Raw genomic sequence first — 25006 nt, 5'->3', positions numbered from 1 at the left:
GTCAGGACTTTCCGATATAGCGGTCGAGGACATTCTGAGTGACCCGTTCGACCATCGGGTCTTGTCTTAGCAGGCCGGCGACCCATTCGCAGCTTCCGGCATGGAACACCTCGCCCTTGCCGCGCGGGAAGTTGACGATCATGCCATTGCCGCGTTTGACCTTTTCGAGATTGGCGTCGCTTGCCTCGCCAAACAAGGTCTCGGCGGTGAAGCGGCCATCCTCGTCGGTTAGGAACTGGTCCTCGATCGGAATGTCGGCGCTTTCCTCGACCTGGCTAGCCATGCCGACGGCCAGCACTTGCAGGCCGTCAGGCGCGCCGCTGTCTGGCGTGGGGTAGGGCAGCCCGCCACGGATCTCGAAATCGAGCCCGTCGACCTCATAGCCATAGACATGGCTGTCGGCGCCCAGCAGGTCACCATAGTAGATGCCGGTGCCGGCAAAGGCCCAGTGCTCCGGCCGATAGACCGGAAAGCCGCGTACGCCACGTGGCGCGCAGCCACCCCAGCCGGCATAGACGCCCCGTGTCGCATTGAGCCCGAAGGTCGCCGAACCCGGCCGGCCGATTTCCGGTGCTTCCCAGGAATTGGTGGCGCGGGTCACGTCGCCGCCGCGATAGGCCGGGTCCTCGGTGCGGGCGCGATATTTGTAGCAGACCTGCCGGCGGCCCTCATCTTCCAGCCGCGTCTGCCACATGAAATTGCCGGCAAAACGCGCCGCATGGCCGCCGCGTTCGACATAGAAGTCGACCGCGTCGCGCATCTCCCAAGTCCAGTATTCGTCATGGCCGACGAAGACCGCGCAGTCATAACCGTCGAGAATCTCGGGCGAGAAGTGGAGGTCATGCTGACTGGCGAGGTCGACGCCGTAGCCTGATCGTTCGGCGAAGCGAAAAAAATGACTGTCGTAGCTGGCCCAGCCCGACGAGGCGTATTTCTTCGAATGGCCGGTGGCGAGCGCCCATTCCATGTGCGGATAACGCGGCACGGTCTTCGGCGGCACCGCCACCTCCAACGGCACGCGCGGTGCATCCCCGGGCAACACGACGAAGCCGCGGCACCAGGGGCGCTGCGTTGACACGATGGGCGAGTACTGGTCGCGGTCGGGCCCGGTGATGCCCTGATAATGGTTGGAGCCGCCCCAGGTGTTGTAGGCAAGCCAGGTGCCCGTCGCCGCCACCTGCAGCACACGGCCAGGTTTCTTGCCGGGCTGGGGAGAGACGATGAAAATGTGGTGACTTTGGATCGGCTTGCCGTCGCGTCCGTCGGCGGTCAGCGTTATCAGGTAGGCGCCGGAGGGCCAGTCGCTCTCCACGCGAAATTCGAAGGAGGCTTCCCAGCCGCAGCCTTCGACCGAGCATTGCTCCGGACTCTCCTGCCAGCGCGCCGCAATGTCCGATTTCTCGAATACTCTCGTTTCGGTGCCGCCATCGCGGATGATCCTCATGCCGAAGGACGGAGCGGTCGAGCTGACATGCAGCGTAACTGTCTCGCCGGCGCGATAGGAAAACCGGTCGCTGTAGCACCAGATTTCGCCGCGCTCGCCATCCATGCCCGGCCACTCGTAATAGTGGCCGCGCACCGCGTGGCGGCGCTGCTCGGCTGTCAGCCCGAAATCGGGAAATTCGGTCGGCGGATTGATCATGAAGCCCTGGCCCATCTGAGGCGCCATTTCGGCGATCCGCCCGCCAGGCGTCAAATGGAAACGATCATGCCAGCATTCGTTAGCCGCACCCTTGGCCGCCTTCGCCAAACCGACTATCTCAGGAAGACGGCGGCAGTTCCGCCATGGGGACAGGGCATGCTCAGGGTTCAACAGGTCAAGGTCGACGACATCTACGTGCCCACGGCGCGGAAGAAGACGCTGCACCCCGAGACCGTCCGGCATCTGGCCGAGGACATACTCGAGAACGGCATGAAGACGCCGATCCAGGTCCGCCACGATGGCAAGCGGCACATACTTGTCGAAGGCCTGCACCGGCTCGAAGCCGCCAAATGGCTGGGCGAGACCGTAATCGACGCCTACCTGGTGCAAGCCAAGCGCCACTGACACGCGCTCCGCTCGCGGTTTTCAGCCTGCGTTTCCAGAATTTTTCGCGGGCGATGTCGGTTTGCTTTACGTCGGCTCGTCCTTGGGACGGAAGCCAGATCAAACCGAGGAGACCACCGTGGCCACCAAGCTCGACATCGCCCCCGCCGACCGCGAACTGGTTCTCGCCCGCATCATCGATGCACCGCGCGGGGAGGTCTATCGCTGCTGGACCGAACCGAAATTGATCACGCAATGGTTCGCGCCAAAGCCGTGGACGACGCCACGTGCCGAGATGGATGTGCGCACCGGTGGCAACAGCCTGGTCGTCATGGCAGGGCCCGACGGCAATGAGTTCCCCAACCCCGGCGTCTTCCTCGAGGTCGTTCCCGGCGAGAAGATCGTCTTGACCGATGCTTATACCCAGTCATGGGTGCCATCGGAAAAACCGTTCATGACAGTCGTACTGACCTTCGAGGACGAGGGCGAGGGCAAGACCCGCTACATCGCGCGCGTCCGGCACTGGAGCGTCGCCGACCGCGAGCAGCACGAGGCCATGGGCTTTCACGCCGGTTGGGGCCAGTGCACCGATCAGCTCGAAGATCTCGCCAGGACGCTCTGACAGAGCCACACCGGAGGAGTTCGATATGTCCAAAGTTCTGTTTTTTGCCATTTTTGCCTCGGCCGCTGCGTTTCTCGCTTGCCTGGGCACCATCAATGCAGAGGAGACAAAGCCTGCCATGACGACCGAAACGAAAACACTGCCGAAGCCGCAAAAGTCCGGCCTGCTGCCGATCAATGGCGTGAATTACTATTACGCCGTCTATGGCAAGGGTGAGCCGCTGCTTCTGCTGCATGGCGGCCTCGGTTCCACCGACATGTTCGCGCCGATCCTGCCCAAGCTAGCCGAAAACCGCACCGTCATCGGGGTCGACCTGCAGGGGCATGGCCGCACCGCCCTTGGCGACCGGCCATTCAGCCTGCAGGCGATCGGCGACGACATGGCTGGTATCGTCAAGACACTCGGCTACGACAAGGTCGACGTCATGGGCTATTCGCTGGGCGGCGGGGTTGCCTTCCGCATGGCGGTCCAGCATCCCGAGGCCGTGCGCCGGCTGGTCCTTGTTTCGACCGGTTATGCCGCCGACGGCTTCTACGACGAGATGCGTCCGCAGCAGGCACAGGTGAGTGCCGCCGCCGCGACGTACATGAAAGACACGCCGATGTACAAATCCTACGTCGCCGTCGCCCCGCATCCGGAGGACTTCCCGAAACTGCTCGACGCGCTCGGCAATTTCATGCGCCAGAACTACGACTTCTCGGCCGACGTTCCCAAGCTGAAGATGCCCGTGATGCTCGCCTATGGCGACAGCGACATGTACAAGCCCGAGCACGAGATCAAGTTCTACCAGATGCTCGGCGGCGGCCTGAAAGATGCCGGCTGGATGCGCGAGAACCTGTCGCGGAACCGGCTGGCCATCCTGCCCAACCGCACCCACTACGATGTCTTCTTCGCTCCGGAACTGACGGCCGCCGCATTGCCGTTCCTCGACGGCGAGACCAGGGTGAAGAGCTGGGACGAGGTGGTCGGCGAAGCCGAATGACCCCTGCCTTCTCCGCCGGCCGTCTCCTGCGAGACAGCCGGCGTGCTGTTTAGGAAGCCTTGGCCCGGCGCGGCTGCCTCAGATGCTTGATGCCGCTCATTTCGACGAAGTTCGTCGCCGACTCCCAGAGATAGTCGCCGTAAAGAAACGGCGCGAAGGGTTCGGCGCCGTCCAGCGGCAAAGGCGAGATTTCCGCGTCGACGCGTGGCTCGTAGAAGAACGGGATCGAGAACCGCACCGTTTTTGGCGCAATGACCCGGTGCCGTGTCGCCCGCACGCGGCCGCCGGTCCAGCGTTCCAGCAACTGGCCGAAATTGACCGCCAGCGTGCCATCGGCTGGAGGCACGTCGATCCATTCGCCGGCGAGGTTCTTCGCCTGCAAGCCCTCGACGCCGTCCTGCGCCAGCAAGGTGACGAAGCCTGAATCTGCATGTTCGCGGCCGATGATGGTGCGCGTCTCGCCTTTGTGGGTCACCGAATACTCCGGTCCGCTGGTGTCGACGCCGGCATTGGCGTCGCGCAGGGGATAGCGGATCAGGCGCAGCGTCGAGATGCCACCGTCGAAATAGGTATCGAAGGTCATCTCAGGCAGGCCAAGCCCGCGGGCGATCGACCGCATCAGCATGGTGCCGACCATTTCCATCACGCGATAGTAGTCGGCTGCGGCAGCGCGCCAGCCCGGCAGGGCATGCTCGTCCGGCAAGGGTGTCGGCTCGCACAAGGGATCGTCGGAAGCCGTGACCCGCGCCCCATCGGCAAGATCCGGCCCCATGTCGATGCCTTCCTTGTAGGAAACGGCTTGCGGCTGCAGCGGAAACCAGCCGCGGTAGAAATTTTTCTTGGTGTGATCGAAATTCCAGCGCAGCAATTCCTGCTTCTTGGCGTCAGGAAGCGCGAAGATGCGCAGCAATTGCGCGCGCTTGTCGGGCGTCAGCCAGTCATCGCCGGGAAAATCCCGGACCGCCAGGAAGCCGATGCCGGCCGCCGCGGCCATGATCCCGGCGTCGGCGCGGTCGCGCGCGGGCGAGGGCGACCCGAACAGGGCCGCGATGCCGATCGTTTCGATGTCGGGTGTCATGACAATCCTGCTGCATCACGATAATCGATGACCTTGTATCAAAGCTTTTCAATTGACCCAATCGACCTCGCCGTTACTTTTGCCGCCTGTTCACTCCACCAATGGATCCAGGCGATGGCAAAATACGAGGGCGGATGCCTGTGCAGGGCCGTGCGCTATCGCACCGATGCCGCCCCCATCAACGAGCGCATCTGCCATTGCCGGCTTTGCCAGAAGGCGATCGGCGCGGCGTTCAATGCGCGTGTTCTTTTCCGCATCGACGATGTGACGGTCGAGGGCCCGTCGGCCACGGTCAACACCTCGCCGGACCTCAAGCGCGGGTTTTGTCCGGCCTGCGGCACGACGCTGTTTTCGCGGCGCGATTCCGCCGGCATCATCGGCGTGACGACCGGTTCGCTTGACGACCCGTCGCTGTTCAGGCCCCAGATGCACATCTGGACCGTCTCGAAACAGCCCTGGGTGATGCTGGATGACGGCCTGCCGCAATTTGAAGGCGCTCCGCCGGCCTAGCTTCCTTCTTCCCCGTGAAGGGAAAGGACGTGCCCCAGGATGACCAAAAATTAATCCAAAGAGACACGTGATAGCCGGCAAAGCGTCATTGGCGGGCCATCTTTGTCTCCCTATCTAAGCGTCGCGGGCCGGCATTCGAGGAGACGACGGATGAACGACAGCATCAGCACCCTGGACGAGCTTTTGAGCGATCCTATGGTCCTGCTCGTGATGGAACGTGACCGTGTGCGCCCGGAACAGGTGCGCATGCTGCTCGAGCGGGCTCGCCGGCCCTCCGCAGGGGAGCCTGTCGTGCCGCCCGCGCATGTTATTGCCAGGACCTGCCAGAAACTTTGGCTTTGCCCGTAGTCGTCTTGCCACCCTCCACCCATGGGAGCATCGCCGGCCCTTCGGGCCGGTTTGAACCGTGCGCGTCCGACGCGGCGGTGCCAGCTTACAAATCCGTAAATTGATTATCCGCCGCATGACGGTATGCCTTGCCGGGCACCGATCTCCTCCGATGGTGCCTTCGCAACTCCGATCTCTCCCGGATGGAACCCGACATGGCTGATATCTGCACGCAAGGCGTCGACACGGGCTTTGTCGGCCTTGGATTTGCCAAGGTCGCATTCCTCGGCCTGGTGCAAGGCATAACCGAACTGCTGCCGATCTCCTCGACCGCCCATATGCGCATCGTGCCGGCGGTGCTTGGCTGGCAGGATCCGGGTTCCGCCTTCTCCGCCGCCATGCAGCTTGCCGCCCTTGCCGCCGTGGTCAGCTATTTCTGGGGCGATGTCAGGGATCTCCTGTTCGGTTCGATCGACGCTCTCACACGGCGCGATTTCGCCGATCGGCATTTCCAACTGGCTTCCTGGATCGTGCTGGCGACAATCCCGATTGTGATCGCCGGCGTGGCACTTTCGGGTGTTCTCAACACCTGCAATTCGCCGTTGCGCAGCTTGAGCGTGATTGGCTGGGCCTGCATAGGCATGGCTATCCTGCTGGCCCTGGCCGAGATTTTCGCCCGCCACAAGCGCACCATCGGCGAAGCGTCGCTCGCCGACGCGCTTCTTGTCGGTGTCGCCCAGGTCGGCGCGCTGATCCCGGGCGTCTCTCGCTCCGGTTCGACGCTGACGGCGGCACTGGGGCTCGGCTTCAAGCGGGCCGAGGCGGCACGCTTCTCGTTCCTGCTCGGGCTGCCGGCCATCGCGCTCGCCGGCCTCAAGGAATTGTGGGAACTGCACAAGGTGCATCTCGATGCCCATGGATGGTCGGTTCTTGGCCTGGGGCTGCTCGTCGCCTCGATTTCGGCCTTCTTCGCCATTTGGGGCCTGATGCGTGTGCTGGAACGCTTCTCCGCCTGGCCCTTTGTCATCTACCGTGGCCTGCTTGGCGTCGTCCTGCTGCTGGGGGTGGCGATGGGATGGCTCGTCTAGCTCCCTAGCCCGAACCTCGGTGTTGCGCTGCTGCAACCCTCGAAGGGGCATGCGGCGTCCCTCCAAGATGTGATCGGCCGGTTTGGTTGACTTCGGGATACAACCGCCCTTAACGTTCTGTTAACAAAACAGATGGGCGGGGCCGGATGGCATCCTCGATGGGTTGGCGCCGGAAGGCGAAGGGGCTGGGGCTTGCGATTGCCCTGATTGCTTTCTGTTCGGCGGCGAATTCCGCTTACACGGCTCCCGTTTCCATGGCTATCGGCGGCTCGACGTCCCAGCCGATTGGCCACTATGATTTTTGCAAGATTCATGCCGCCGAGTGCTCGATCCGTTCATCCGACAGCGAGCCGGAACAGATGACTGGCAAGCTGTTGCGGGAGATCAGCGCCGTAAACCTCTCGGTCAACGCGCGCGTCAAGCCGATGAGCGACATGGACAATTACGGCAAGGAGGAATGGTGGGCCTATCCGGACAATGGCTTCGGCGATTGCGAGGATTACGCGCTGGAAAAGCGGCGTGAGCTCAACAGCCTGGGCATCGCCATAGCCAATCTCCTGATGACGGTGGTTCGCAAGCCGGACGGCGAAGGCCATGCCGTGCTGACGGTGCGCACCGACAAGGGCGACTTCATCCTCGACAATCTCGTCGACAAGGTTCGCCTCTGGAACCAGACCCCGTATCGCTATCTCAAAAGACAGGCGAGCGACAATACCGGGCGCTGGGTCTCCATTCTTGCCGGCGAGGAGAAGCTGGTTAGCGCGGTCAAATAATCGCTGCCCGAAGCCCGGGTTATAATCCATACTTCTTTCAGCAAATCCTTCATCGTGCCGGCAAGCGGTGCTATCCACGACAGTTCGTTGGAATGGCAATCCGGAACGCGCATGGATTTTTTGACCGTCCTTTATTCGGCGCCCTTGCTGCTGAGCTTGTTCAAGGCCGCGTTGCCGTACGCGGTCGCCACGACAGCGGCATTCGGCCAGTGGTTCGCTTCGGTGCCGCCGTGCCGCGACGTCTCCTTCGAGGCTACGAGCTTCCTCGTCTGCGAGGTCGATCCGAAGCTCTATTCGATCGAACTGTTCTGGAAAGACCCGGCAGGCAAGCCTTTTCAGTCGCTGCACAATCTCGACAACGCCCAGCGCATGGCGGGCCGGACCATGCTGTTTGCCATCAATGCCGGCATGTACCACCCCGATCTCAGGCCGGTCGGCCTTTACGTCGAACGCGGCCAGGAAATGGTCGGTGTGAAAACGGGATCGGGAAGCGGCAATTTTTCGCTGCAGCCGAATGGCATTTTCTATATCAGCCGCGGCAAGGCCGTGGTGCGGGCGACCAAGGACTTCGTCAGGCAGCGGCCAGCCACCGACTATGCGACACAATCAGGGCCAATGCTGGTAATCGACGGCCAGCTTCACCCGAAATTCCAGGCCGACGGCACCTCGCGCAAGAGCCGCGACGGCGTCGGAGTGCGAAAGGACGGTGTTGCCGTCTTTGCCATCTCGAACGGCACGGTGACGTTCCATGCCTTCGCCCGCCTGTTTCGCGACGCGCTCGGCTGCGACAACGCGCTCTTTCTCGACGGCACGATATCGAGCCTGCTCGCTCCGGCCATCGGTCGCAACGACGACTACTGGAATCTGGGGCCGATGATCGGCGTCTTCAGGAAGCGCGGCGGCTGATGCAAGGCGCCTTCAATCGCGAGACGCACTCCCTGCATTGCGCCTGCCACGCAGTCTGACGACAAGCACGGCGACGATGATCGCCACCACCATGGCCGCGATCACCGCCAGGCCGAACAGGCTGGTCGCGTCGAGTTCGGGCAGATTGTCGGCTCCTTTCGCCACCAGCCATCCAGGCGACAGCACGACCGGCGCCCAGATGATCGCCGACAGGATGTTGGCGGCCTGGAAGCGCCGCCTGTTCATGCCCATCATGCCGGCGACCAGCGGCACGGTGGCACGCACCGGACCGAAGAAGCGGCCGACGAAAACGGCGGCGACACCGTAGCGATGGAAGAACAGGCGCGCCCTGGCGATCTCGCGGCGATAGCGGTTGAGCGGCCATTTGTGGACGACGCCACGCCCCAGCCATTTGCCGAGAAAATAGGAAATGGTGTCGCCAAGCGCCGCGCCGAGCATCGCGGCGAGGAGAACGGGCAGGGGCTGGACGATACCGGCGCCCACCAGCCCGCCGACGATGATCAGCACCGTGGTGCCAGGCAACAGGATGCCGACCAGCACCAGCGATTCGCCGAAGGCCAGCAATCCGACCACGAGACCCGCCCAGGCCTGATGGTTCTCGATGAAACATACGCTCTGGTCGATGAACGACTGCACGCAAGCTCCGTGTTGAAAGTGTTCCTCAGCTGCCCTGTCGAGCAAGCTCCTGAGTTCGTCGAGCTTGCCGTCGACGAGCCAGCCGTAATAATTCTCGACCGGCAGCTTGCGGCCCTTGGCGCGGGCAGGGCCGCCGCGCCGCACCCCGTTCTCAACAGCCACATCATGCCCTGTCAAGGCTTGGCCGGGCCGCTGCCGACGACTGTCGGAACGCGGCCACAGCTATGGTAAAAAACTTGATTCAAACTTTATTGGTAATTTCTCGTTCATAACTCGTCTGGTTGTCCGTCGGCCGTCGCCTTCGGTCTGTTGTGTTCGAGTACAGGTCCAGATGCGGTTACCAGGCGTCGTGAGTTTCGTGATCGCATCGCTGTGCCTTGCCGGCTGTTCGTCGACATCGGGCATGGATGCGCTCGACATGCAGAAGCCGTCCAATGAAGTCACCAGTTCGGTGGTGCGTCCAAGCGCGCCGATCGCGTCCGTTCCGGTGGCCAGGGCAAACGCGGCGCGCAAGCGGATTGAGGCTGCGGCAGAGGATACCACCGCTCGGCCTTATGGCCTTGCCGAGGAAGAGACGGTGGCGTTTCCCGCACCCGAACTGCCCGACAGCGTCGAGCCGCCGATCGAGGAGGCAGCCCTGGTGTCGCCGCCGAAGCTGTTGTCGCGGGCGGCACCGTCCATGCTGGCCGGCCCGGTCACGCGTTATGGCTTCCGCGATGCCAAGCCGATCAATTTCGGCCGCTCGTCGCCCCGTCACCTTGCCGTGCACGGGGTGGACGTGTCGCGCTGGCAAGGCAACGTCAACTGGGAGAAGCTGCGCGCCCAGGGCGCCAACTTCGCCTACATCAAGGCGACCGACGGCGGCGACCACCTCGACCCCCTGTTTATGAAGAACTGGCGTGATGCCGACGCGGCGGGCCTGAAGCGCGGTGCCTATCATTTCTTCTACTGGTGCCGCACCGCCGGCGAGCAGGCCGACTGGTTCATCCGCAACGTGCCGAAGGTCGACGGCGCGCTGCCGCCGGTGATCGACGTCGAGTGGAACGGCGATTCCAGCTGCCAGCGGCGCCCGTCGCGCGAAAAGGTCCTGGAAAAGATGCAGGTGTTCATGGACAAGCTGGAGCGCCATTACGGCCAGCGGCCGATCATCTACACTGCGCCCGATTTCTATCGCGACAACCTTCAGGGCGCATTCCCGGATTACCCGTTCTGGCTGCGCGCCGTGGCCCGGCATCCGTCAAAGGTCTATCCCGATCGCAAATGGCTGTTCTGGCAGTATTCCGGCTCCGGCCTGTCGCATGGCGTGACCGGCCGCATCGATCTCAACGTCTTCCATGGCGATGAGCGGCAATGGCGCGCCTGGGCCGGCGGCGGAGGTCGGGCCATGATGGCCGACGCGGATTAGAACCGATGCTTTCGCGTCGGCGCTCGTCCTGTCCACCTATTGGAACTGGTTGCTCCCGCCGTTCTTTTCCTCGCTCAACCGCAGCCGCGCCCTCAAGCCCATGATCTCGGCGATCGCGGCATCGATCATGGCGAGAAGGGTCAACGTGTCGTGCTGGGTCGGATCGGCCCTGACATAGGCGAGCTGGTTCAGTATATCGGTGTCATCTTCGGTTTGTTCGCTCATGCGCATCGTCCCGGCTGTTGTCTCCTGGATCTCCGTCCGATCGGATCGATCATCCCTTTTATCACGTCATCGTGCGGATGGCCCGCCGCGTTGGCCACCAGTTCCTGGCGCGGTTCCCACCGTGCTTCGGATACGTCCTCGGAGGCAAGATGGAGAACATCGGTGTGAGGCTTCGGCTCGGTGGGGCACTGGTCTGCCTGCTGACATTGCTGTTGCCCGCGAGCCCGATGGCCGCGGGTCTGAAAGACGCCACCGCCGATACGCTCGACCGCTGCCTGGATGATCCAGCCAATGGCTCTACGGCAGGCCAAACCGACTGCGAGGCGACGGCATCAAGCGACTACGATCGCCGCATGAATGCCGCTTATGCGACACTCCTGCGCAAATTACCGCGCCAGGCAGCGCAAAATCTTCGCCTGTCACAACGCGCCTGGCTGGCCTTCCGCGACAGCGAGGCGAAGACACGGGGCGCTCTCTATGAAACAAGGCAAGGCACGATGTACGTGCCCATGCAGGCTGCCGACGCCACCAACATCATCCGGGATCGCGCCCTTCAGCTGGAGGGCTATGTTCGCGTCATGGCAATAGAGGATGCCGAATAGCGGCTGGTCGCCGCTCCCATAGTCCCGCGACACCATTGAACCTTGCCGGCGGTCATTTCCTGATCTTGCGAATAGACGAGACATTGCCCTCGCCATGCTGTCTATATGCGTGCTGCTGTACTCTAGTCGTCGGGGGGACGAGTTGGAGCTCAAGTTTCTGTTGGTCGGCTTTGCCTGCGCGGTCGCCGGCATGCTGTCGATCGTCACCTTCCTGAAATGGCTCGAGGTCAAGGCGGCCAGCCGCTGGTTGCCGACGCCTGGAAAGATCGTCTCGTCGCGCGTCGAGGCGCGCGAGGTGACAAGCTCGGGTACCGGCTCGGAGAGCAGCACCTCGACCGAAATCCGCAACTTTCCGGCCATCACCTATGAGTACAAGGTGGGCGGCAAGACATTTCAAAGTTCGCACTACAGCGTGCAGGAGAACCTCGGAAATTTCGAAGTCGCGGAAACCCTTGCGCGGTTTCCGCGTGGCGCGGCGGTAACCGTGTTCTATGACCCGTCCAGCCCGGGCAAGGCCGTGATCGAGCGCACCATGCCGGACGGCGCCTTCAAGTTCATGGTCCAGCTTTCGGCGGGGCTCGTGGTTGGTGCGCTGGTGTTGGTGTTTTCGGTCGGTGGCGTGCTGGAGGCTATCGGGCCGCATCTGCCCAAGCCGCGGAACCTCGGTGCGGCGGCATTCCTGCTGTTCATGGGGCTTTTCGTGCTGCGCATGGGCTTTGCCCAAAGATCAATGGCCGGGCAGGCGGCAACATGGCCGACCGCCGCCGGCCGTATCGATGCGTCCGGCCTGCAGGCGATCAAGACCCGCGACCGGTTTGAGGGCGGTGGGTACCGGCCCTGGCGCACGGTGTTCAAGTCCCGCATCGTCTACAGCTATGGTGTCGCCGGACAGCGCTACAGCGCCGATCGCGTCGCTTTCGGCGCCAGCGTGACGGCCTCGCTGCCCGGCCTCGTCGGCGGTCAGGCGCGGCGCTATGTCGAGGGCAGCAAGGTCGACGTTCGCTATGACCCCGCCAACCCCGCCTCGGCGGTGCTCGAATGCCGGGTGCGTGGGCTATGGCTGCTGTGGGCCTGCTCGGCAGGCTTTCTCGGCGGCGCGGCCTTGCTAGTCGGGTTGGTCTGAGTGTCACCGCCTTGAGCAGCGCACGAGAGGTCCGCTGTCGAATCCGCGCCAGCTCAACCGCACCGTCGCGCCGTCGATTTTGATATGGATGGTGCGAGAAAATGGCTCGTCGAGCGATGGGTCCGCGCCGTAGCACTGGCTGGCACGAACCACCCAGCCGATGGCGGTTTTGCGAAAGATCGCGTGCTCGCAGCCGAGGTTGGGAAACGACAGGGCCGACTGATCCACAGTGAAGACAGTCTGGCGCTGGACGTCGGCGGTCGCATGGCAGTTCAACCTATCGCTGGACCACGTCCCGACATAGGGCGCTGCCGCTACGGCCGGCACAATCGCAGTTGCGGAGATCGCTATGATCAGTGCCAAACGCTGCATCTTTTGTCTCCTGGGCCGCTGCGTTCGATCATACAGATTGCGGGTTTGTGTGGCGCAAGTTTTCGATCGAGGCACGATAAACGCAGCGGTTCCGGATTTCGCTTATGGTTTTGTACGGATGATGCGACTGTGCGGCCCGGCACGCAGCCGGCCTTGCTTCACAACAGATTGCCCGAGATTTCGATGATCATTCGCAAACTGGCCTTCGTTGCCCTGGGTTCGCTCGGGCTCATGCAAGCGGCGGGCGCCAAGGAATGCCTCCTGAGCCACGCCACCTACCAGGAGCCACGCTCGGGCGCGGTCATGCAATTCCGGCCGCTGGGCAACGAACCGGCGGCACTGACGACGCAGGTGTTCTCGCTGGCCGTGCCTCATACCGGCATAAGCCTGCCGGCCGATATTACCTGGACCAACGGCAAGAACTCGTTTCCGCTCGGTACCATCCGCTACCCCTGCACCGACGACGACCGCGAAGCGGGTCTGCAAGACGATAGCGGGCTTTGCCGGATATGGGACGGGCAGGTTTATGCCCTGACCGGACGCGGCGCCGAGCAGCTGAATTCGCGCGAAGCGACACCGGCGCCGAAAGGGTTGCTGTTGCCGGATTTCGGCGCGGCTTTCACCGAATGGGCCGATTTCGCCAATGCCAATCCGGATGGCTGGGCATGGGATGCCTTCACCTTGATGGGATGCAGCGATGAATAGCGCCATGAGATCGATCGTCTGGACCTGCGCCCTGTTCGCGTCCGTGACGGTATCTGCCGGGGCGCGTGCGGAGGAGCCGGTACCATCGCGCCCGCCGATCGACAAATGCGTCTGGGAAAAACTGACCGACAAGACGATCGGCCTGGTCGCATGGGCGCAGCGCTGCGATTTCGGATTTCGCCAGATCCATTTCGAGTTTGTCGGCAATGCGCTCGCCATCAAATACAGCGATAGCGGTGCGCCAGATCCGCTTGTCGAGATGTTCGACATCCAGCCTGGCGAAACCGCGGAGGCTGCCATGCGGCGCCTGTTCCTGGAAAAGACCGACAAGGCCGTCAACGCCCGCTGCGAGCTCGCGCCTTACACGGAGGGCACCGTGCCCGCCGGCGTCAAACGCTACGCATTCAGCCCCGACGCCGCTTATGCGAAAGAGCTGAAGGCGCGGGCCGACCCTGACGAGGTCCCCGACCCGCCCTGCGGCGACTGGGGCGAAATGCCTGATGGCCTCCAGTATTTCGAGGTGCCTGCGGGTAGGGGCCGAAAAGTGCTGTTCGTGCGTGTCGGACGAGATAAGCCGTTGTTTGGCGAGGGAACGCTGCGGGTGCTGCCCGCGGGGCAGTTCAGGGATACCGATCCGGTTCATGCTTCCGGCCTATTGCCTTGGTTTGGGCCGCGTGGACGTCAACCAAGAGCAACTCTTGCTTTTTGCTTGACGCCGCGTCAGTTTTTCAAAAATGATGACCAGAAATAGGCATCTACTTTGGGGGAAGAAATTGCTCACTATTTCCAGGAAGGAGCAGCTGAATCAGCTAAAACAGGATCGCTCCCTCGTGACCCTGTTTCTGGATAGTGGATATTCGAACAGAAACATCAGCTTAGTCCTAGGTGCCAAAGACGGCTTTGACGCGCACGTTGGAAGCTCATGGCACATGCTCATCCCTTATCGAAGAGAGGGGTATGTTTCGAACATACCAATTGCATCTAGGGACTACGGGATTTTGTTGTCTAGGGCGATCATTGACGAGCAGGGAATTCCAAGCGCCGAGCTGCCAGTCATTTTGTTTGAGAATTTTGGCGACGAGAGCGAATATTACTATGTTTCTCTGGCGAATATGTCTGATGATGAGATCATTCGCACGATTGAAGAGCTTGCCGATATTGTCGTTCACGAATCTAAGAATGGCCGAAGAGCGCCTGATGATTTTCGCGAAGACGTCACTTCGAAAATTAAAGCTCACACCAACAAGAAGAGAATTCTGCGATTTGTGAAGAAGAGCACTTCGACCACTCTCGGTGTGGTTGGAGCAGCTGCCGGTTTTTTCGGTTAATTCGACAACGCCCTTTTGGATAAGGCGGCGGTATCAACTGCCTACTCGTTTCGTTATCGATTGACTCAATCCAAAAAAGATCACGCCTTAGCCAGTCGCGGATGAAGCGCGGAACCTTGAGTTCCTGCGCCTTGCCGGCCGTGAGCTGAAGCGAGAACTGTTCATTGATGATGATGGCTGGCGAGCACTCGATGAAAAAATGGAACTTGGTCTCAGGCACGTCGTTTTCCAAAACGCATGTTGGATTCCACGGGTATTTTTGCAACGTCAACGAATTGGACGGATCATTCAATGGAATTGGCTATGGCAGCGATAAAAATCGTGCATAAATTGTGAGGTCCGTTCCACCAGCATATGAGTCTGGTTTAACAAGTTGGTTATTCCGCTAGCCTATATGTTGTGGTGTTAAGCGATGAGCGATCTAAATATCGAGGGAGAAGGCTGTGGATGCAATGAGTCCGCGAGATGGAAAATTTCCAATTAGGCCATTGCGTGTCGACGACTCCGATAGCGGGGTCGTGGTTGAGTTTGATGTGGTTAGGAGTAGCGCAGAACCTTTTCGAATTTCCATTACAGGGAAATCGGGACGGAGAACTGAATTTCGCTTTGACACGGACGGCAATGAGACAGGTTCCGAAATGATAATGGAGACGGTGTCATCTCCAGTCAAAAATCGAGATTCAAAACCGAAACTTCGGGTCGTAAGATAAGAAAAAGGGGCCAACTAGGCCCCTTTTTCTTATCTTACTATTTGATCGCTAGGCAGTTCGCGCTGCGGGAAACCGCTCATATATTCTGACGTGTTCTTCCACCAATTTTTCACGTGCCGCTTTGGGGTCGTGACAAACATCATAGGCGAAAAGATGAGGGGCGCGCCGGCCATTTCCGGCAGTACTCCTATATATGTCGATTAGCCGTTTGCGCATATCCATCGTGGCATCAATAGATTCGAGACTGCCATCTGCATTAAACCAGCAGATCAGTCCGGGCTCATTGGGCACGAAATCAAATGCTTCGCCGATATCGGGATCAAGGCAGGGTGTCGCATCAAAGGCTGCCACTCGGCTGACCGAGGTCAGCCGAGTGCGAATATAATCAGTGGTGTTTACCGATTGAAGTTTCATCTCCCGAACTCCTCTCCAGTACTTCATCACGAGCACCCGCTCGTGGCACCGCACGTATCGCACTTCTCGCAGGTCCCGTTGCGCACCATCGTAAAGTTCTGGCACTCGGAGCAGGAATTGCCGGTGTAGCCCTGCAGCAGCGACTTGGCGCGGCGGTCGGCGGCGAGTTTCTTCGCTTCGGCCGCTTCATGGGCCGCCGTATCGGTGAACAGCGCCGCGGTGGTATCGGTCGAGGCATCGGAGGCCGCTTCCTCGAAGGCGATGTCTTCCGCCAATTCCTTGGCCCGCTCCTCATAGTCGCGCTTGTAGGCGACCGCCTCGTCGGTTGCGGGCTTCAATGCCAGCACGTTGGAGCCGGAGAAGGCTGTCGGCGCCGAGCGGGCAGGGGTGCCGGAGCCGGCAAAGCCCTTCGGCTCGCCTGCCCTCGAGACCAGCTTCACCGGCGAACCGCGGGTCAGACCCTTGGAGACGGCGTCGGTCTTGCCTTCGCTGATGCCACGGCCGAGTGCGGTATTGGAGAAATCCGACTGGTCGACATGGGCGAGATCGTTGCGGCCGAGATACGAAATGGCCAGCTCACGGAACACGTAGTCGAGGATCGACGTCGCGCTCTTGATGGCATCGTTGCCGATGACCATGCCGGCCGGCTCGAACTTGGTGAAGGTGAAGGCGTGTACATATTCGTCGAGCGGCACGCCATACTGCAGGCCAAGCGAGATCGCGATGGCGAAGTTGTTGAGAAGGCCACGCAGGGTGGCGCCCTCCTTGTTCATGTCGATGAAGATCTCGCCGAGACGCCCATCGTCATATTCGCCGGTGCGAAGGAAGATGGTGTTGCCGCCGATCTTGGCCTTCTGCGTATAACCCTTGCGGCGGCCGGGCAGCTTTTCCTGCTCGCGCGACACGCGTTCGATGATGCGTTCGACGATGCGCTCGGTGATCTGCGCCGCGCGCGCCGCAGCCGGTGCCTGGATCAGCTGTTCGATCGCCTCGTCCTCGTCCTCGTCGCCATCGGCGAGCAGCGACGCATTGAGCGGCTGCGACAGCTTCGAGCCGTCGCGGTAGAGCGCGTTTGCCTTCAGCGCCAGCTTCCACGACAGCATGTAGGCGCTCTTGGCATCCTCCACCGTCGCGTCGTTCGGCATGTTGATGGTCTTGGAGATGGCGCCGGAAATGAAGGGCTGTGCCGCCGCCATCATCTGGATGTGGCTGTTGATCGACAGCGAGCGCTTACCGATCTTGCCGCAGGGGCTGGCGCAGTCGAACACGGGGAGGTGTTCGGCCTTGAGGAAGGGCGCGCCCTCCAGCGTCATCGCACCGCAGACATGGATGTTGGCGGCCTCGATGTCCTTCCTGGAGAAACCCAGTGCCGGCAGCATTTCGAACGAGAAGTCGTTGAGCTGCTCGTCGGTGAAACCGAAGGTCTCCTTCACCCAGTCGGCGCCGAGCGTCCACTGGTTGAAGACGAACTTGATGTCGAAGGCCGACTTCAGCGCCGCGTTGAGCGCCGCGATCTTGTCGTCGGTGAAGCCCTTGGCCTTGAGCGAGCCGGGGTTGACGGCCGGCGCCTGGTTGAGATTGCCGTGGCCGACGGCATAGGCCTCGATCTCGGCGATCTGGCTCTCGGAATAGCCCAGCGTGCGAAGCGCTTCCGGCACGGCGCGGTTGATGATCTTGAAATAGCCGCCGCCGGCGAGCTTCTTGAACTTCACCAGGGCGAAATCGGGCTCGATACCGGTGGTGTCGCAATCCATGACCAGACCGATCGTGCCGGTCGGCGCGATCACGGTTGCCTGTGCGTTGCGGTAGCCATGCTCCTCGCCGAGTTCGATGGCGCGGTCCCAGGCGGCCTTGGCGTGGATGGCCAGATCCTGCTGCTTCAGGTCCGATGCGACGAGAGGCACAGGATTGACGGCCAGCTTCTCGTAGCCGTCCTTGTCGCCATAGGCGGCGCGGCGATGATTGCGCATTACGCGCAGCATGTTCTGGGCGTTGCGGTCATAGTCCGGGAAGGCGCCGAGCTCGGAGGCCATCTCGGCCGAGGTGGAGTAGGCGACGCCGGTCATGATGGCGGTCAGCGCGGCACAGATGGCGCGGCCCTCGTCGGAATCGTAGGGAATGCCCGAGGTCATCAGCAGGCCGCCAATATTGGCATAGCCGAGGCCCAGCGTGCGGTAGTCGTAGGAGAGCTTGGCGATCTCCTTCGACGGGAACTGCGCCATCATGACCGAAATTTCCAGCACCATGGTCCACAGCCGCACGGTGTGCTCGTAGGCTGCGATATCGATGGTGCCGTCGGTGTTGCGGTAGGGCAGCAGGTTGATCGAGGCGAGATTGCAGGCCGTGTCGTCGAGGAACATGTATTCCGAGCACGGGTTGGAGGCCCGGATCGCACCGGCCGAAGCGCAGGTGTGCCAGTCGTTCATCGTGGTGTTGAAGTGCAGGCCGGGATCCGCCGACGCCCAGGCGGCGTAGCCGATCTTTTCCCAGAGGTCCCGCGCCTTCAGTGTCTTCAAGACCTTGCCGTCCTTGCGGGCGGTCAGGTGCCAGTCTGCGTCCTCTTCAACGGCGCGCAGGAAATTGTCCTTCAGCGACACCGAATTGTTGGAGTTCTGGCCCGAAACGGTGAGATAGGCGTCGGAATCCCAGTCGGTGTCGTAGGTCTTGAACGCCATCGAGGTGTAGCCCTGCTTGGCGAACTGGATGACGCGGTAGATGTAGTTTTCCGGCACAGCCGATTTCTTGGCCAACTTGATTTCGCGCTTCAGCGCCGTGTTGATGGCCGGATCGAAGCAGTCGTTGTCATGGCCTTCGCAGTTCACGCAGGCCTTCATGATCGCTTCGAGATGCTTCTTGACGATCTTGGAGCCGGTTACCAGCGAGGCGACCTTCTGCTCTTCATTGACCTTCCAGTCGATGAATTCCTCGATATCGGGGTGGTCGGCGTCGACGATGACCATTTTCGCCGCACGGCGCGTCGTGCCGCCCGACTTGATGGCGCCAGCGGCGCGGTCGCCGATCTTGAGGAAGCTCATCAGGCCGGACGAGCGGCCGCCGCCGGACAGCTTTTCGCCTTCGCCGCGCAGCAGCGAGAAGTTCGAGCCGGTGCCGGAGCCATATTTGAACAGGCGCGCCTCGCGCACCCACAGATCCATGATGCCGCCCTCGTTGACGAGGTCGTCCTGCACCCCCTGGATGAAGCAGGCATGCGGCTGCGGATGCTCGTAGGAGGATTTCGACTTGGTCAGCTTGCCGGTGAACGGATCGACATAGAAGTGACCCTGGCTCGGACCGTCTATGCCATAGGCCCAGTGCAGGCCGGTGTTGAACCATTGCGGCGAGTTCGGCGCGACGCGCTGGGTCGCCAGCATATAGGCAAGCTCGTCACGGAAGGCGCGCGCGTCTTCCTCCGACGCCTTGAAGTAGCCGCCCTTCCAGCCCCAATAGGTCCAGGTGCCGGCCAGCCGGTCGAAGACCTGGCGGGCGTCGATCTCGGAGCCGTAGCGCTCGGCCTCGGGAAGCTTGGCGAGTTCGGCTTCGTCGGCGACGGAACGCCACAGGAAAGAGGGGACGTCGTTCTCCTCGACCTTCTTCAGGCGCGCGGGAACGCCGGCCTTGCGGAAATATTTCTGAGCCAGGATGTCGGCGGCGACCTGGGAAAACTGCGCAGGCACATCGATGTTGTCCAGACGGAACACCACCGAGCCATCCGGATTCTTGATCTCGGAAAGCGCCTTGCGGAATTCGATCTCCGCATAAGCGGCCCCTTCTTGGCCTGCATGTCCTGGCTTGGTGAAACGACGCTCGATGCGCATTGGTCCGGTCCCTTTTGTCTACATATAGCGCTTTCATCAGGGGATTTCTGCCCCAAAAGACGAAACGCGCAGTCCGCCGTTTGCCGGCATTGCGAACAATGCCGGCATCTCCTCTTCGCAGGCTCGGCCACGCTCACGACAATACGCCTTGCCAGGCATCTGCCGAGGCTGCCAACCGGCCCGCGGGCCCCTCAAAACTGAATTTTTCGATTCCCTCACTCGAGGGAAATTCACACTATCTAGCGTCGAACTTAGCTGCAAACACTAAATATAGTATTAACAGACAATTTATTCCAGTCCGACAATTCTCCCTTTCGTCGCCCACCCAACCCACGATCCCAACGCTTCCGCCGGCCTCGTAAACAGGCGGAAATGCGGGCAAAACGCACATAATCCGGGAAAAAGACCGGGCTCAGAACTTTCCGGTCGCGCTCTCAACAGGAGCGCATGGCCTATAAAAGGCGACTCGTTTCGAGCCGTCAAGGATTCGTTTGCGTAGCTTTTGTGACCCCAACATCTTGTGTGTCACACATGTGGATAACGGGGATAGAGTCGACCCGCCGTCGGCCATCTGCCCGGCGGTAAGCCGGTGCGATCGTTGGCCAGTGGCACGGGCGCTGCGAAACATTTGCTGGGATGCCGCAAAAAAGCCAGCCAAGCCGGTGAGCCGGGCCTCAGCCGTAGTGTAGCTTCGGCTTGGGTTCGGTCCCGTTGAACTGTACGCCGATCCGGTCGCTGCGGCGCCAGCGGACCTCGCAGCGATAGGCGACGCCGTCGAGCGGTATGTAGAGAAGGAAATGATCGGGAACCCTGGCTTCGGCCGGTAACTTCAGTTCGGCGCCGCCCGCATGCTGGTTGCGCACCGTACAGGCGACTTCGGAATTCTGGATCCCCGTGATGACTGTTCCACCTTTGAGCACGCGCGGACGATGCTCGCGCTGCGGCTCGCCGGGGTCGTGCTGAAGTGGGTCTGCGGGATTCGCCATCGATCAAACGCCAGGAACGATCGATCCTAACCACCAAAAATTAGCAAACCCTTGCGGCACAAGGTTGTGCGTCTGCCGCGAAAGGCGCCGATCAGGAGAACCTGCGTGGGTCGGCACAGAAATAGGCGATGATCTGGCAAAGGTCGGGTTCATTGACCATGCGCACGGCTTCGCTGGAACTGACCCATTTGCGGGTGCGGGAGTGCTTTTCCTTCCAGCGGTCCGCGATCTTGTCGACGTGCAGTGGGAACACCAGAACCTCGCAAGGCACTTCTTCGCCCGAAGCCAGCACCTTGGCATAGAAATAGCGGCCGGCTTCGAGATGAGAGATGTTTCCGCGCAAACCGGCTTCCTCGGCGGCCTCGCGGGCGGCCGCTTCGCAGAGCGGCTCCCTGGCTTCCGGCCAGCCTTTTGGAAGCACCCAGCGGCCAGTATCACGGCTGGTGATCAACATGACCTCGACGCCGTTCCCGACATCGCGCCAGGGCAGGGCGGCAACCTGCAGACGGCACGGCGCCGTGCCAAAGAGTCGCCTGACCCTTTCAGCAAGGTGGTTGTGCGTCGTTGGCCGTGTCAACATCGGAGAAGCTAGCCCCAGCCTCCAGAATCGTTTGCCGTCTCATGAATCTTACGGCTAATTGTGACCAATAAAAGTAAAAACTTCGGTCACGCTGGCTGATTTCCGCCAACAAGGGTCGATTTCACAGGATATCTTGGCGGCGGATGCCTTCGCGCAAGCAAATATTGCCGTCGGCGCTGGCTTGATTGGAAAAAAGCAGCTTGCCGCGAATCAGCCGGCGTGATCGTCGGCGATCGGCTTCTGATAGGTGAAACCCATGTCCCAAGGGAAATAGATCCAGGTATCCTGGCTGACCTCGGTGACGAACGTATCGACCAGCGGCCGGCCTTTCGGCTTGGCGTAGACTGTCGCGAAATGGGCCTTCGGCATCATTGCCCGCACGATGCCGGCGGTCTTGCCGGTGTCGGTCAGGTCGTCGACGATCAGCACGCCGGCGCCATCGTCGGCCAGCAAGGCCGGCGTGATCTCCTTCAGCACCTGCAACTGCCCTTGGCTGGTGTAGTCGTGATAGGAGGCGACACAGACCGTCTCGATCACGCGGATGCCGAGTTCGCGCGAAATGATCGCCGCCGGGACCAGGCCACCACGCGTGATGCACACGATAGCCTTCCACTGACCTTTGCTGGTGCCGGCAAGCCGCCAGGCAAGTGCGCGCGCGTCGCGATGGAACTGGTCCCAGGAGACCGGGAAGGCTTTTTCGGGAAGGGACATGTCTCGCGCACTCCACGGCACGCGGCGGCCGCGTGCAAGAAACAGGGGAATGCGCGCGGAATTAACTGGAAACCCCCAGACTTGGCAAGGGTGGCTGGCAGCAATCGCTGTGGACTTATCGCGACAGGAAGGCCGCGACCTGTGCCGAGCGCAGCACCGTGCGTGTTACCCCGCCGAACAGCAGCTGGCGCAGCCAGGAGTGGCTATAGGCGCCAAGCACCAGCAGATCGGCGCCGGTCTCGGTGATCCTGTTATGAATCATGTCGTCGACCGAGGTGCCGCCCGATTTCTGCACCGAGACGCTAACGGTGGCGCCGTGGCGCGACAGGGCCGACGCGATTTCGGCGCCCGCTGCCTCCGGGCGCTCGTCGAGCGTATCGGGCGGATCGATGACCAGTATGTCGGTTTTCTCGGCCTCGATGATGAAAGGCAAGGCATCGAAGGCGGCGCGCGCGGCCTCCTTGCTGCCGTTCCAGGCAAGCAGCACGCGTTTGAAGGTGGTGACCAGCGGACCCGCACTCGGCACCACCAGCACCGGCCGGCCGGCGTCGTAGACAAGCGTATCGACGTCGGCGCTCGGATCGCCGCCGGTCTCGCGTTGGGCGGCGATGATGAGATCGGCGGCGCGCACGCTTGAAATACCGGTCAGTGCGCTGTCGCCGGAGAAGCTCTCCAGGCTGCGCCATTCGAAGGAAAGGCCGGAATCCTCGATCCGCTTCAGGAAGACAGCCTGGAGTTTGTCGGCCCGCTCCCGGTTCATGTCGGCGGAAACCTGCAGGAATTCCGTATCGGGAAAGCCCGTCGCCGACGTGTAGGGCACCGGGAGCGCCTCGGCATGGATGCCGATCAGATGGCTCTCGAAGCGGCTGGCAAGCGGAATGGCGCAGTCGAGCACCCGCTCGGCGTCCTGCTCGTTCTGCAGAATGGCAACGATGGTCTTGAAACGCATGATGACCCCTCAATGGTGCGAGTCACGAGCCTCGCGCCATGGAAACGCTGGAGCGTCGTTCTTGGTTCCGGTTTGCAGCGGATCAGCTCGCCTCAGCCGCGAAGCCTGCCACCATGGCCTCGACGTCGGCGCGCGCGGCTTCAAGCGCCTCCGCGCTGCGGGCACGAACGACCAGTTCGGTCCAGAACTTGCCGTCGCCATACTTGGGGTAGGAGCCGATGATCGTATCCGGATGGGCTTTCTGGATCTCGCCCAATGGCCCGCCGACAAGGCCCTCGCCGAACGGACAGTGCACCGTGGCCGACAGCATTTTGGTGCCGGCTCTCAAGGTCGGCACGACATTGTCGAGCATGGCCTGGAAGATCGAGGGCACGCCGGCCATGACATGGACGTTGCCGATGCGGAACCCGGGCGCCACGGAGACGGGGTTGTCGATATGGCCGGCGCCGCGCGGCATCCGCGCCATGCGCTTGCGCGCCTCCGTGTATTCGATGCCGCGCGCGGCATAGCTCGCCTCCAGCAGGGCATAGGCCTTGGCATCGTATTCGCAAGGCACGCCGAACGCCTTGGCGATCGAATCGGCTGTGATGTCGTCATGCGTCGGGCCGATGCCGCCGGTGGTGAAGACATAGGTATAGCGCGCGCGCACGGCATTCACCGCCGCGACGATCTCGTCTTCCTCGTCGGGAACAATGCGTACCTCCTTCAGGTCGATGCCGATCGCCGTCATGATATCGGCGAGATGGCCGATGTTCTTGTCCTTGGTGCGGCCGGACAGAATCTCATCGCCGATGACGAGCATGGCGGCAGTGACGATTTCAGGCATGGAACGCTCCGGCAGGACGGGTCGCCTGAAATAGCGCGGCGGATGGGCGGCGGCAATGCCGTCCAAAGGCGAACGATCCGACACGTCCACCACACCTGCATTGCAGTACCAAGCGCGGCTTGACCAGGATGGGAACAAGCCCTTCCGGATTGTCCTCGGTCGCGGAGGGCGACCAGGGCCGAGGTGGTGCCGCAATCCGTCGCGCCCGAACAGGTCACAGCCTTCGAGCGCATGGCGGCACGCGCTTTTGTCACCCGACATCACCGCCACTTCACGAGAATTTCAGGGAACCATTCGGCTGACGGTCAGGTTTACCCCGTGTCGCATCCCAAGGCGGCCAAGATCAAGATACGGAGTAAAATCAATGTACAGGAAACTTTTCGCAGCATCCGTCCTGACGATCGGTCTCGCCACATCGGCGATGGCCCAATCGTCGGACGCTACCTATTCCAACCATCACAATTGGTGGCTGTTCGGCAATGAGGATTCCTCGGCCATCGACCAGAGCACCACTGGCAGCATCAACGCCGACGGCTCTGGATTGAGCACCCTTGGCAACCCCGGCCCGGCCGGGCCTTGTGCCTCAAGCACGCCAGGCCCCGATGCGAACGCTCAGGGCAACGTCAACGATCAGTATTGCGGCAAGTAAATAGGCAGCCGCGTATTGCCTGCCGCGGGACGCCGTCTCTCCTGGCGTCCGCGGCTGGCGCAGGGCTGGATCAATCCGAGATTTCAGTCTGAGGCCGATCGCGGCCGTCGGCCAGTTCCTCGTGCCATTTGCCCTCGGCGTCCTCATACTGGATACCATCGGTGGAACCCGCCACCTGCTGTTCGGCCGAAGCGATCTCGGCGGCACGCAATGCATCCTGATGGGTGGGAAATGTCTCCGAGAAGGTCGCACCGACCTTGTAGGCCCAGCCACCGTCATGCTCGACGATCTTGTAAGTCAGCTTCGCCATCAAAACCTCCAGTTAAAAGGTCCGCCTGCTCAATGCAGCCGGTCGTCGGGCAGCTTGTCGTCGGGCACCAGCACTTCCGATTCCCTGGCCGCCTCTATCAGTGCCCGGCGCGCTTCCGCTGTCGAACGATAACCTTCCAGCACTTTGAGGCAAGTGTCGAGGGCATCACGATGACGAGGCCCGCGATTGAGCGGCCACACCGTCATCAGGCACTCGGCCGCCTCCTGGGTCGAGCGGATATGGCGATATTTGCCGACATGGCCAAGCTCGACCACGACCGGCGTTTCAAAGGGTTTGTTGTCCATCATCATGGCCGCAACGCAAAGC

29 protein-coding genes are annotated in these 25006 nt (G+C 61.7%); 15 read left to right on the top strand and 14 right to left on the bottom strand.

What is annotated here, in order from left to right:
* Position 1 precedes the first annotated feature (1 nt).
* Positions 2 to 1642 carry a N,N-dimethylformamidase beta subunit family domain-containing protein gene (locus tag FJ943_RS08010; RefSeq protein WP_140720995.1) on the bottom strand — a complete coding sequence of 547 codons (1641 nt, stop codon included), beginning with the start codon at positions 1640 to 1642 and terminating at the stop codon, positions 2 to 4.
* A 156-nt stretch (positions 1643 to 1798) separates the two neighbouring features.
* Between FJ943_RS08010 and FJ943_RS08005 the strand changes: the two genes are divergently transcribed.
* From FJ943_RS08005 to FJ943_RS07995, 3 genes are all read left to right on the top strand, one after another.
* Positions 1799 to 2047 carry a ParB N-terminal domain-containing protein gene (locus FJ943_RS08005; protein WP_140617245.1) on the top strand — a complete coding sequence of 83 codons (249 nt, stop codon included), beginning with the start codon at positions 1799 to 1801 and terminating at the stop codon, positions 2045 to 2047.
* 118 nt (positions 2048 to 2165) lie between these two features.
* Positions 2166 to 2648: an SRPBCC family protein gene (locus tag FJ943_RS08000; RefSeq protein WP_140720617.1), complete on the top strand. Its 483-nt coding sequence runs from the start codon at positions 2166 to 2168 to the stop codon at positions 2646 to 2648.
* 25 nt (positions 2649 to 2673) lie between these two features.
* Positions 2674 to 3630, top strand: a complete 957-nt coding sequence (locus FJ943_RS07995; protein WP_140720615.1) for an alpha/beta hydrolase — start codon at positions 2674 to 2676, stop codon at positions 3628 to 3630.
* Positions 3631 to 3679: 49 nt separating this feature from the next.
* Here FJ943_RS07995 and FJ943_RS07990 read toward each other — a convergent pair whose 3' ends face one another.
* On the bottom strand, positions 3680 to 4708 hold the full coding sequence (locus FJ943_RS07990; protein ID WP_140720614.1) for a 2OG-Fe(II) oxygenase family protein: 1029 nt from the start codon (positions 4706 to 4708) through the stop codon (positions 3680 to 3682).
* Positions 4709 to 4822: 114 nt separating this feature from the next.
* On the opposite strand from FJ943_RS07990, the gene FJ943_RS07985 reads away from it, so the two are divergent.
* The 5 genes from FJ943_RS07985 to FJ943_RS07965 all read left to right on the top strand — a co-directional run bounded on the left by FJ943_RS07985 (position 4823) and on the right by FJ943_RS07965 (position 8312).
* The gene (locus FJ943_RS07985) at positions 4823 to 5218 is read left to right on the top strand and encodes a GFA family protein (RefSeq protein WP_140720612.1); all 396 of its coding nucleotides are present in this window, start codon (positions 4823 to 4825) and stop codon (positions 5216 to 5218) included.
* A 150-nt stretch (positions 5219 to 5368) separates the two neighbouring features.
* The gene (locus tag FJ943_RS07980) at positions 5369 to 5566 is read left to right on the top strand and encodes a hypothetical protein (protein WP_140662054.1); all 198 of its coding nucleotides are present in this window, start codon (positions 5369 to 5371) and stop codon (positions 5564 to 5566) included.
* Positions 5567 to 5760: 194 nt separating this feature from the next.
* The gene (locus FJ943_RS07975) at positions 5761 to 6633 is read left to right on the top strand and encodes an undecaprenyl-diphosphate phosphatase (protein ID WP_140720610.1); all 873 of its coding nucleotides are present in this window, start codon (positions 5761 to 5763) and stop codon (positions 6631 to 6633) included.
* Positions 6634 to 6779: 146 nt separating this feature from the next.
* Positions 6780 to 7406 (top strand): transglutaminase-like cysteine peptidase, encoded by a 627-nt coding sequence (locus FJ943_RS07970; protein ID WP_015318098.1) that lies wholly within the window; start codon positions 6780 to 6782, stop codon positions 7404 to 7406.
* Between the two features lie 111 nt (positions 7407 to 7517).
* Complete coding sequence (locus FJ943_RS07965; protein ID WP_140720608.1) at positions 7518 to 8312, top strand: phosphodiester glycosidase family protein; 795 nt, start codon at positions 7518 to 7520, stop codon at positions 8310 to 8312.
* A 12-nt stretch (positions 8313 to 8324) separates the two neighbouring features.
* On the opposite strand, the gene FJ943_RS07960 is transcribed toward FJ943_RS07965, so the two are convergent.
* Positions 8325 to 8969 (bottom strand): DedA family protein, encoded by a 645-nt coding sequence (locus tag FJ943_RS07960; RefSeq protein ID WP_318011724.1) that lies wholly within the window; start codon positions 8967 to 8969, stop codon positions 8325 to 8327.
* Between the two features lie 331 nt (positions 8970 to 9300).
* On the opposite strand from FJ943_RS07960, the gene FJ943_RS07955 reads away from it, so the two are divergent.
* Positions 9301 to 10374 carry a GH25 family lysozyme gene (locus tag FJ943_RS07955; RefSeq protein ID WP_140720606.1) on the top strand — a complete coding sequence of 358 codons (1074 nt, stop codon included), beginning with the start codon at positions 9301 to 9303 and terminating at the stop codon, positions 10372 to 10374.
* Positions 10375 to 10410: 36 nt separating this feature from the next.
* Here FJ943_RS07955 and FJ943_RS07950 read toward each other — a convergent pair whose 3' ends face one another.
* The gene (locus tag FJ943_RS07950; protein ID WP_140662059.1) at positions 10411 to 10599 is read right to left on the bottom strand and encodes a hypothetical protein; all 189 of its coding nucleotides are present in this window, start codon (positions 10597 to 10599) and stop codon (positions 10411 to 10413) included.
* Between the two features lie 77 nt (positions 10600 to 10676).
* Here FJ943_RS07950 and FJ943_RS07945 point away from each other — a divergent pair, with 77 nt between their 5' ends.
* Together FJ943_RS07945 and FJ943_RS07940 are read left to right on the top strand one after the other, a co-directional pair.
* Positions 10677 to 11201, top strand: a complete 525-nt coding sequence (locus FJ943_RS07945) for a lysozyme inhibitor LprI family protein (RefSeq protein WP_246671843.1) — start codon at positions 10677 to 10679, stop codon at positions 11199 to 11201.
* 142 nt (positions 11202 to 11343) lie between these two features.
* Positions 11344 to 12324 carry a DUF3592 domain-containing protein gene (locus FJ943_RS07940; RefSeq protein ID WP_246671842.1) on the top strand — a complete coding sequence of 327 codons (981 nt, stop codon included), beginning with the start codon at positions 11344 to 11346 and terminating at the stop codon, positions 12322 to 12324.
* A 3-nt stretch (positions 12325 to 12327) separates the two neighbouring features.
* Here FJ943_RS07940 and FJ943_RS07935 read toward each other — a convergent pair whose 3' ends face one another.
* Positions 12328 to 12696, bottom strand: a complete 369-nt coding sequence (locus FJ943_RS07935; RefSeq protein WP_140717398.1) for a hypothetical protein — start codon at positions 12694 to 12696, stop codon at positions 12328 to 12330.
* A 183-nt stretch (positions 12697 to 12879) separates the two neighbouring features.
* On the opposite strand from FJ943_RS07935, the gene FJ943_RS07930 reads away from it, so the two are divergent.
* From FJ943_RS07930 to FJ943_RS07920, 3 genes are all read left to right on the top strand, one after another.
* Complete coding sequence (locus FJ943_RS07930) at positions 12880 to 13401, top strand: hypothetical protein (RefSeq protein WP_140720604.1); 522 nt, start codon at positions 12880 to 12882, stop codon at positions 13399 to 13401.
* Between the two features lie 4 nt (positions 13402 to 13405).
* On the top strand, positions 13406 to 14152 hold the full coding sequence (locus tag FJ943_RS07925; RefSeq protein WP_246671841.1) for a hypothetical protein: 747 nt from the start codon (positions 13406 to 13408) through the stop codon (positions 14150 to 14152).
* Between the two features lie 79 nt (positions 14153 to 14231).
* The gene (locus FJ943_RS07920; RefSeq protein ID WP_140720603.1) at positions 14232 to 14729 is read left to right on the top strand and encodes a hypothetical protein; all 498 of its coding nucleotides are present in this window, start codon (positions 14232 to 14234) and stop codon (positions 14727 to 14729) included.
* A gap of 758 nt (positions 14730 to 15487) precedes the next feature.
* On the opposite strand, the gene FJ943_RS07915 is transcribed toward FJ943_RS07920, so the two are convergent.
* The 7 genes from FJ943_RS07915 to FJ943_RS07885 all read right to left on the bottom strand — a co-directional run bounded on the left by FJ943_RS07915 (position 15488) and on the right by FJ943_RS07885 (position 23720).
* The gene (locus FJ943_RS07915; RefSeq protein ID WP_140720601.1) at positions 15488 to 15853 is read right to left on the bottom strand and encodes a hypothetical protein; all 366 of its coding nucleotides are present in this window, start codon (positions 15851 to 15853) and stop codon (positions 15488 to 15490) included.
* A gap of 26 nt (positions 15854 to 15879) precedes the next feature.
* Positions 15880 to 19668, bottom strand: a complete 3789-nt coding sequence (locus tag FJ943_RS07910; protein WP_140717388.1) for a vitamin B12-dependent ribonucleotide reductase — start codon at positions 19666 to 19668, stop codon at positions 15880 to 15882.
* A 674-nt stretch (positions 19669 to 20342) separates the two neighbouring features.
* Positions 20343 to 20654 carry a PilZ domain-containing protein gene (locus FJ943_RS07905; protein WP_015318086.1) on the bottom strand — a complete coding sequence of 104 codons (312 nt, stop codon included), beginning with the start codon at positions 20652 to 20654 and terminating at the stop codon, positions 20343 to 20345.
* Between the two features lie 91 nt (positions 20655 to 20745).
* Entirely contained in the window at positions 20746 to 21234 is a 489-nt protein-coding gene (locus FJ943_RS07900; protein WP_015318085.1) for an NUDIX hydrolase, read from the bottom strand.
* A gap of 210 nt (positions 21235 to 21444) precedes the next feature.
* Positions 21445 to 21945: a xanthine phosphoribosyltransferase gene (gpt, locus tag FJ943_RS07895; protein WP_015318084.1), complete on the bottom strand. Its 501-nt coding sequence runs from the start codon at positions 21943 to 21945 to the stop codon at positions 21445 to 21447.
* A 115-nt stretch (positions 21946 to 22060) separates the two neighbouring features.
* Positions 22061 to 22894: a universal stress protein gene (locus FJ943_RS07890; RefSeq protein ID WP_140720600.1), complete on the bottom strand. Its 834-nt coding sequence runs from the start codon at positions 22892 to 22894 to the stop codon at positions 22061 to 22063.
* 82 nt (positions 22895 to 22976) lie between these two features.
* On the bottom strand, positions 22977 to 23720 hold the full coding sequence (locus tag FJ943_RS07885; RefSeq protein ID WP_015318082.1) for a competence/damage-inducible protein A: 744 nt from the start codon (positions 23718 to 23720) through the stop codon (positions 22977 to 22979).
* A gap of 364 nt (positions 23721 to 24084) precedes the next feature.
* Here FJ943_RS07885 and FJ943_RS07880 point away from each other — a divergent pair, with 364 nt between their 5' ends.
* On the top strand, positions 24085 to 24369 hold the full coding sequence (locus FJ943_RS07880) for a hypothetical protein (RefSeq protein ID WP_015318081.1): 285 nt from the start codon (positions 24085 to 24087) through the stop codon (positions 24367 to 24369).
* 70 nt (positions 24370 to 24439) lie between these two features.
* Here the strand turns inward: FJ943_RS07880 and FJ943_RS07875 are convergent, their stop codons facing one another.
* Together FJ943_RS07875 and FJ943_RS07870 are read right to left on the bottom strand one after the other, a co-directional pair.
* Positions 24440 to 24679 carry a DUF2188 domain-containing protein gene (locus FJ943_RS07875; RefSeq protein ID WP_015318080.1) on the bottom strand — a complete coding sequence of 80 codons (240 nt, stop codon included), beginning with the start codon at positions 24677 to 24679 and terminating at the stop codon, positions 24440 to 24442.
* Between the two features lie 29 nt (positions 24680 to 24708).
* Positions 24709 to 24987: a DUF982 domain-containing protein gene (locus FJ943_RS07870; RefSeq protein ID WP_032935880.1), complete on the bottom strand. Its 279-nt coding sequence runs from the start codon at positions 24985 to 24987 to the stop codon at positions 24709 to 24711.
* Positions 24988 to 25006: the final 19 nt, after the last annotated feature.

The sequence above is a fragment of the Mesorhizobium sp. B2-3-10 genome, from assembly GCF_006442275.1.
In the GTDB taxonomy this organism is placed as follows: Bacteria; Pseudomonadota; Alphaproteobacteria; order Rhizobiales; family Rhizobiaceae; genus Mesorhizobium; species Mesorhizobium australicum.
The sequence above is the reverse complement of the archived record's forward strand: the minus strand, read 5'-3'. Positions and strand labels throughout refer to the sequence as shown.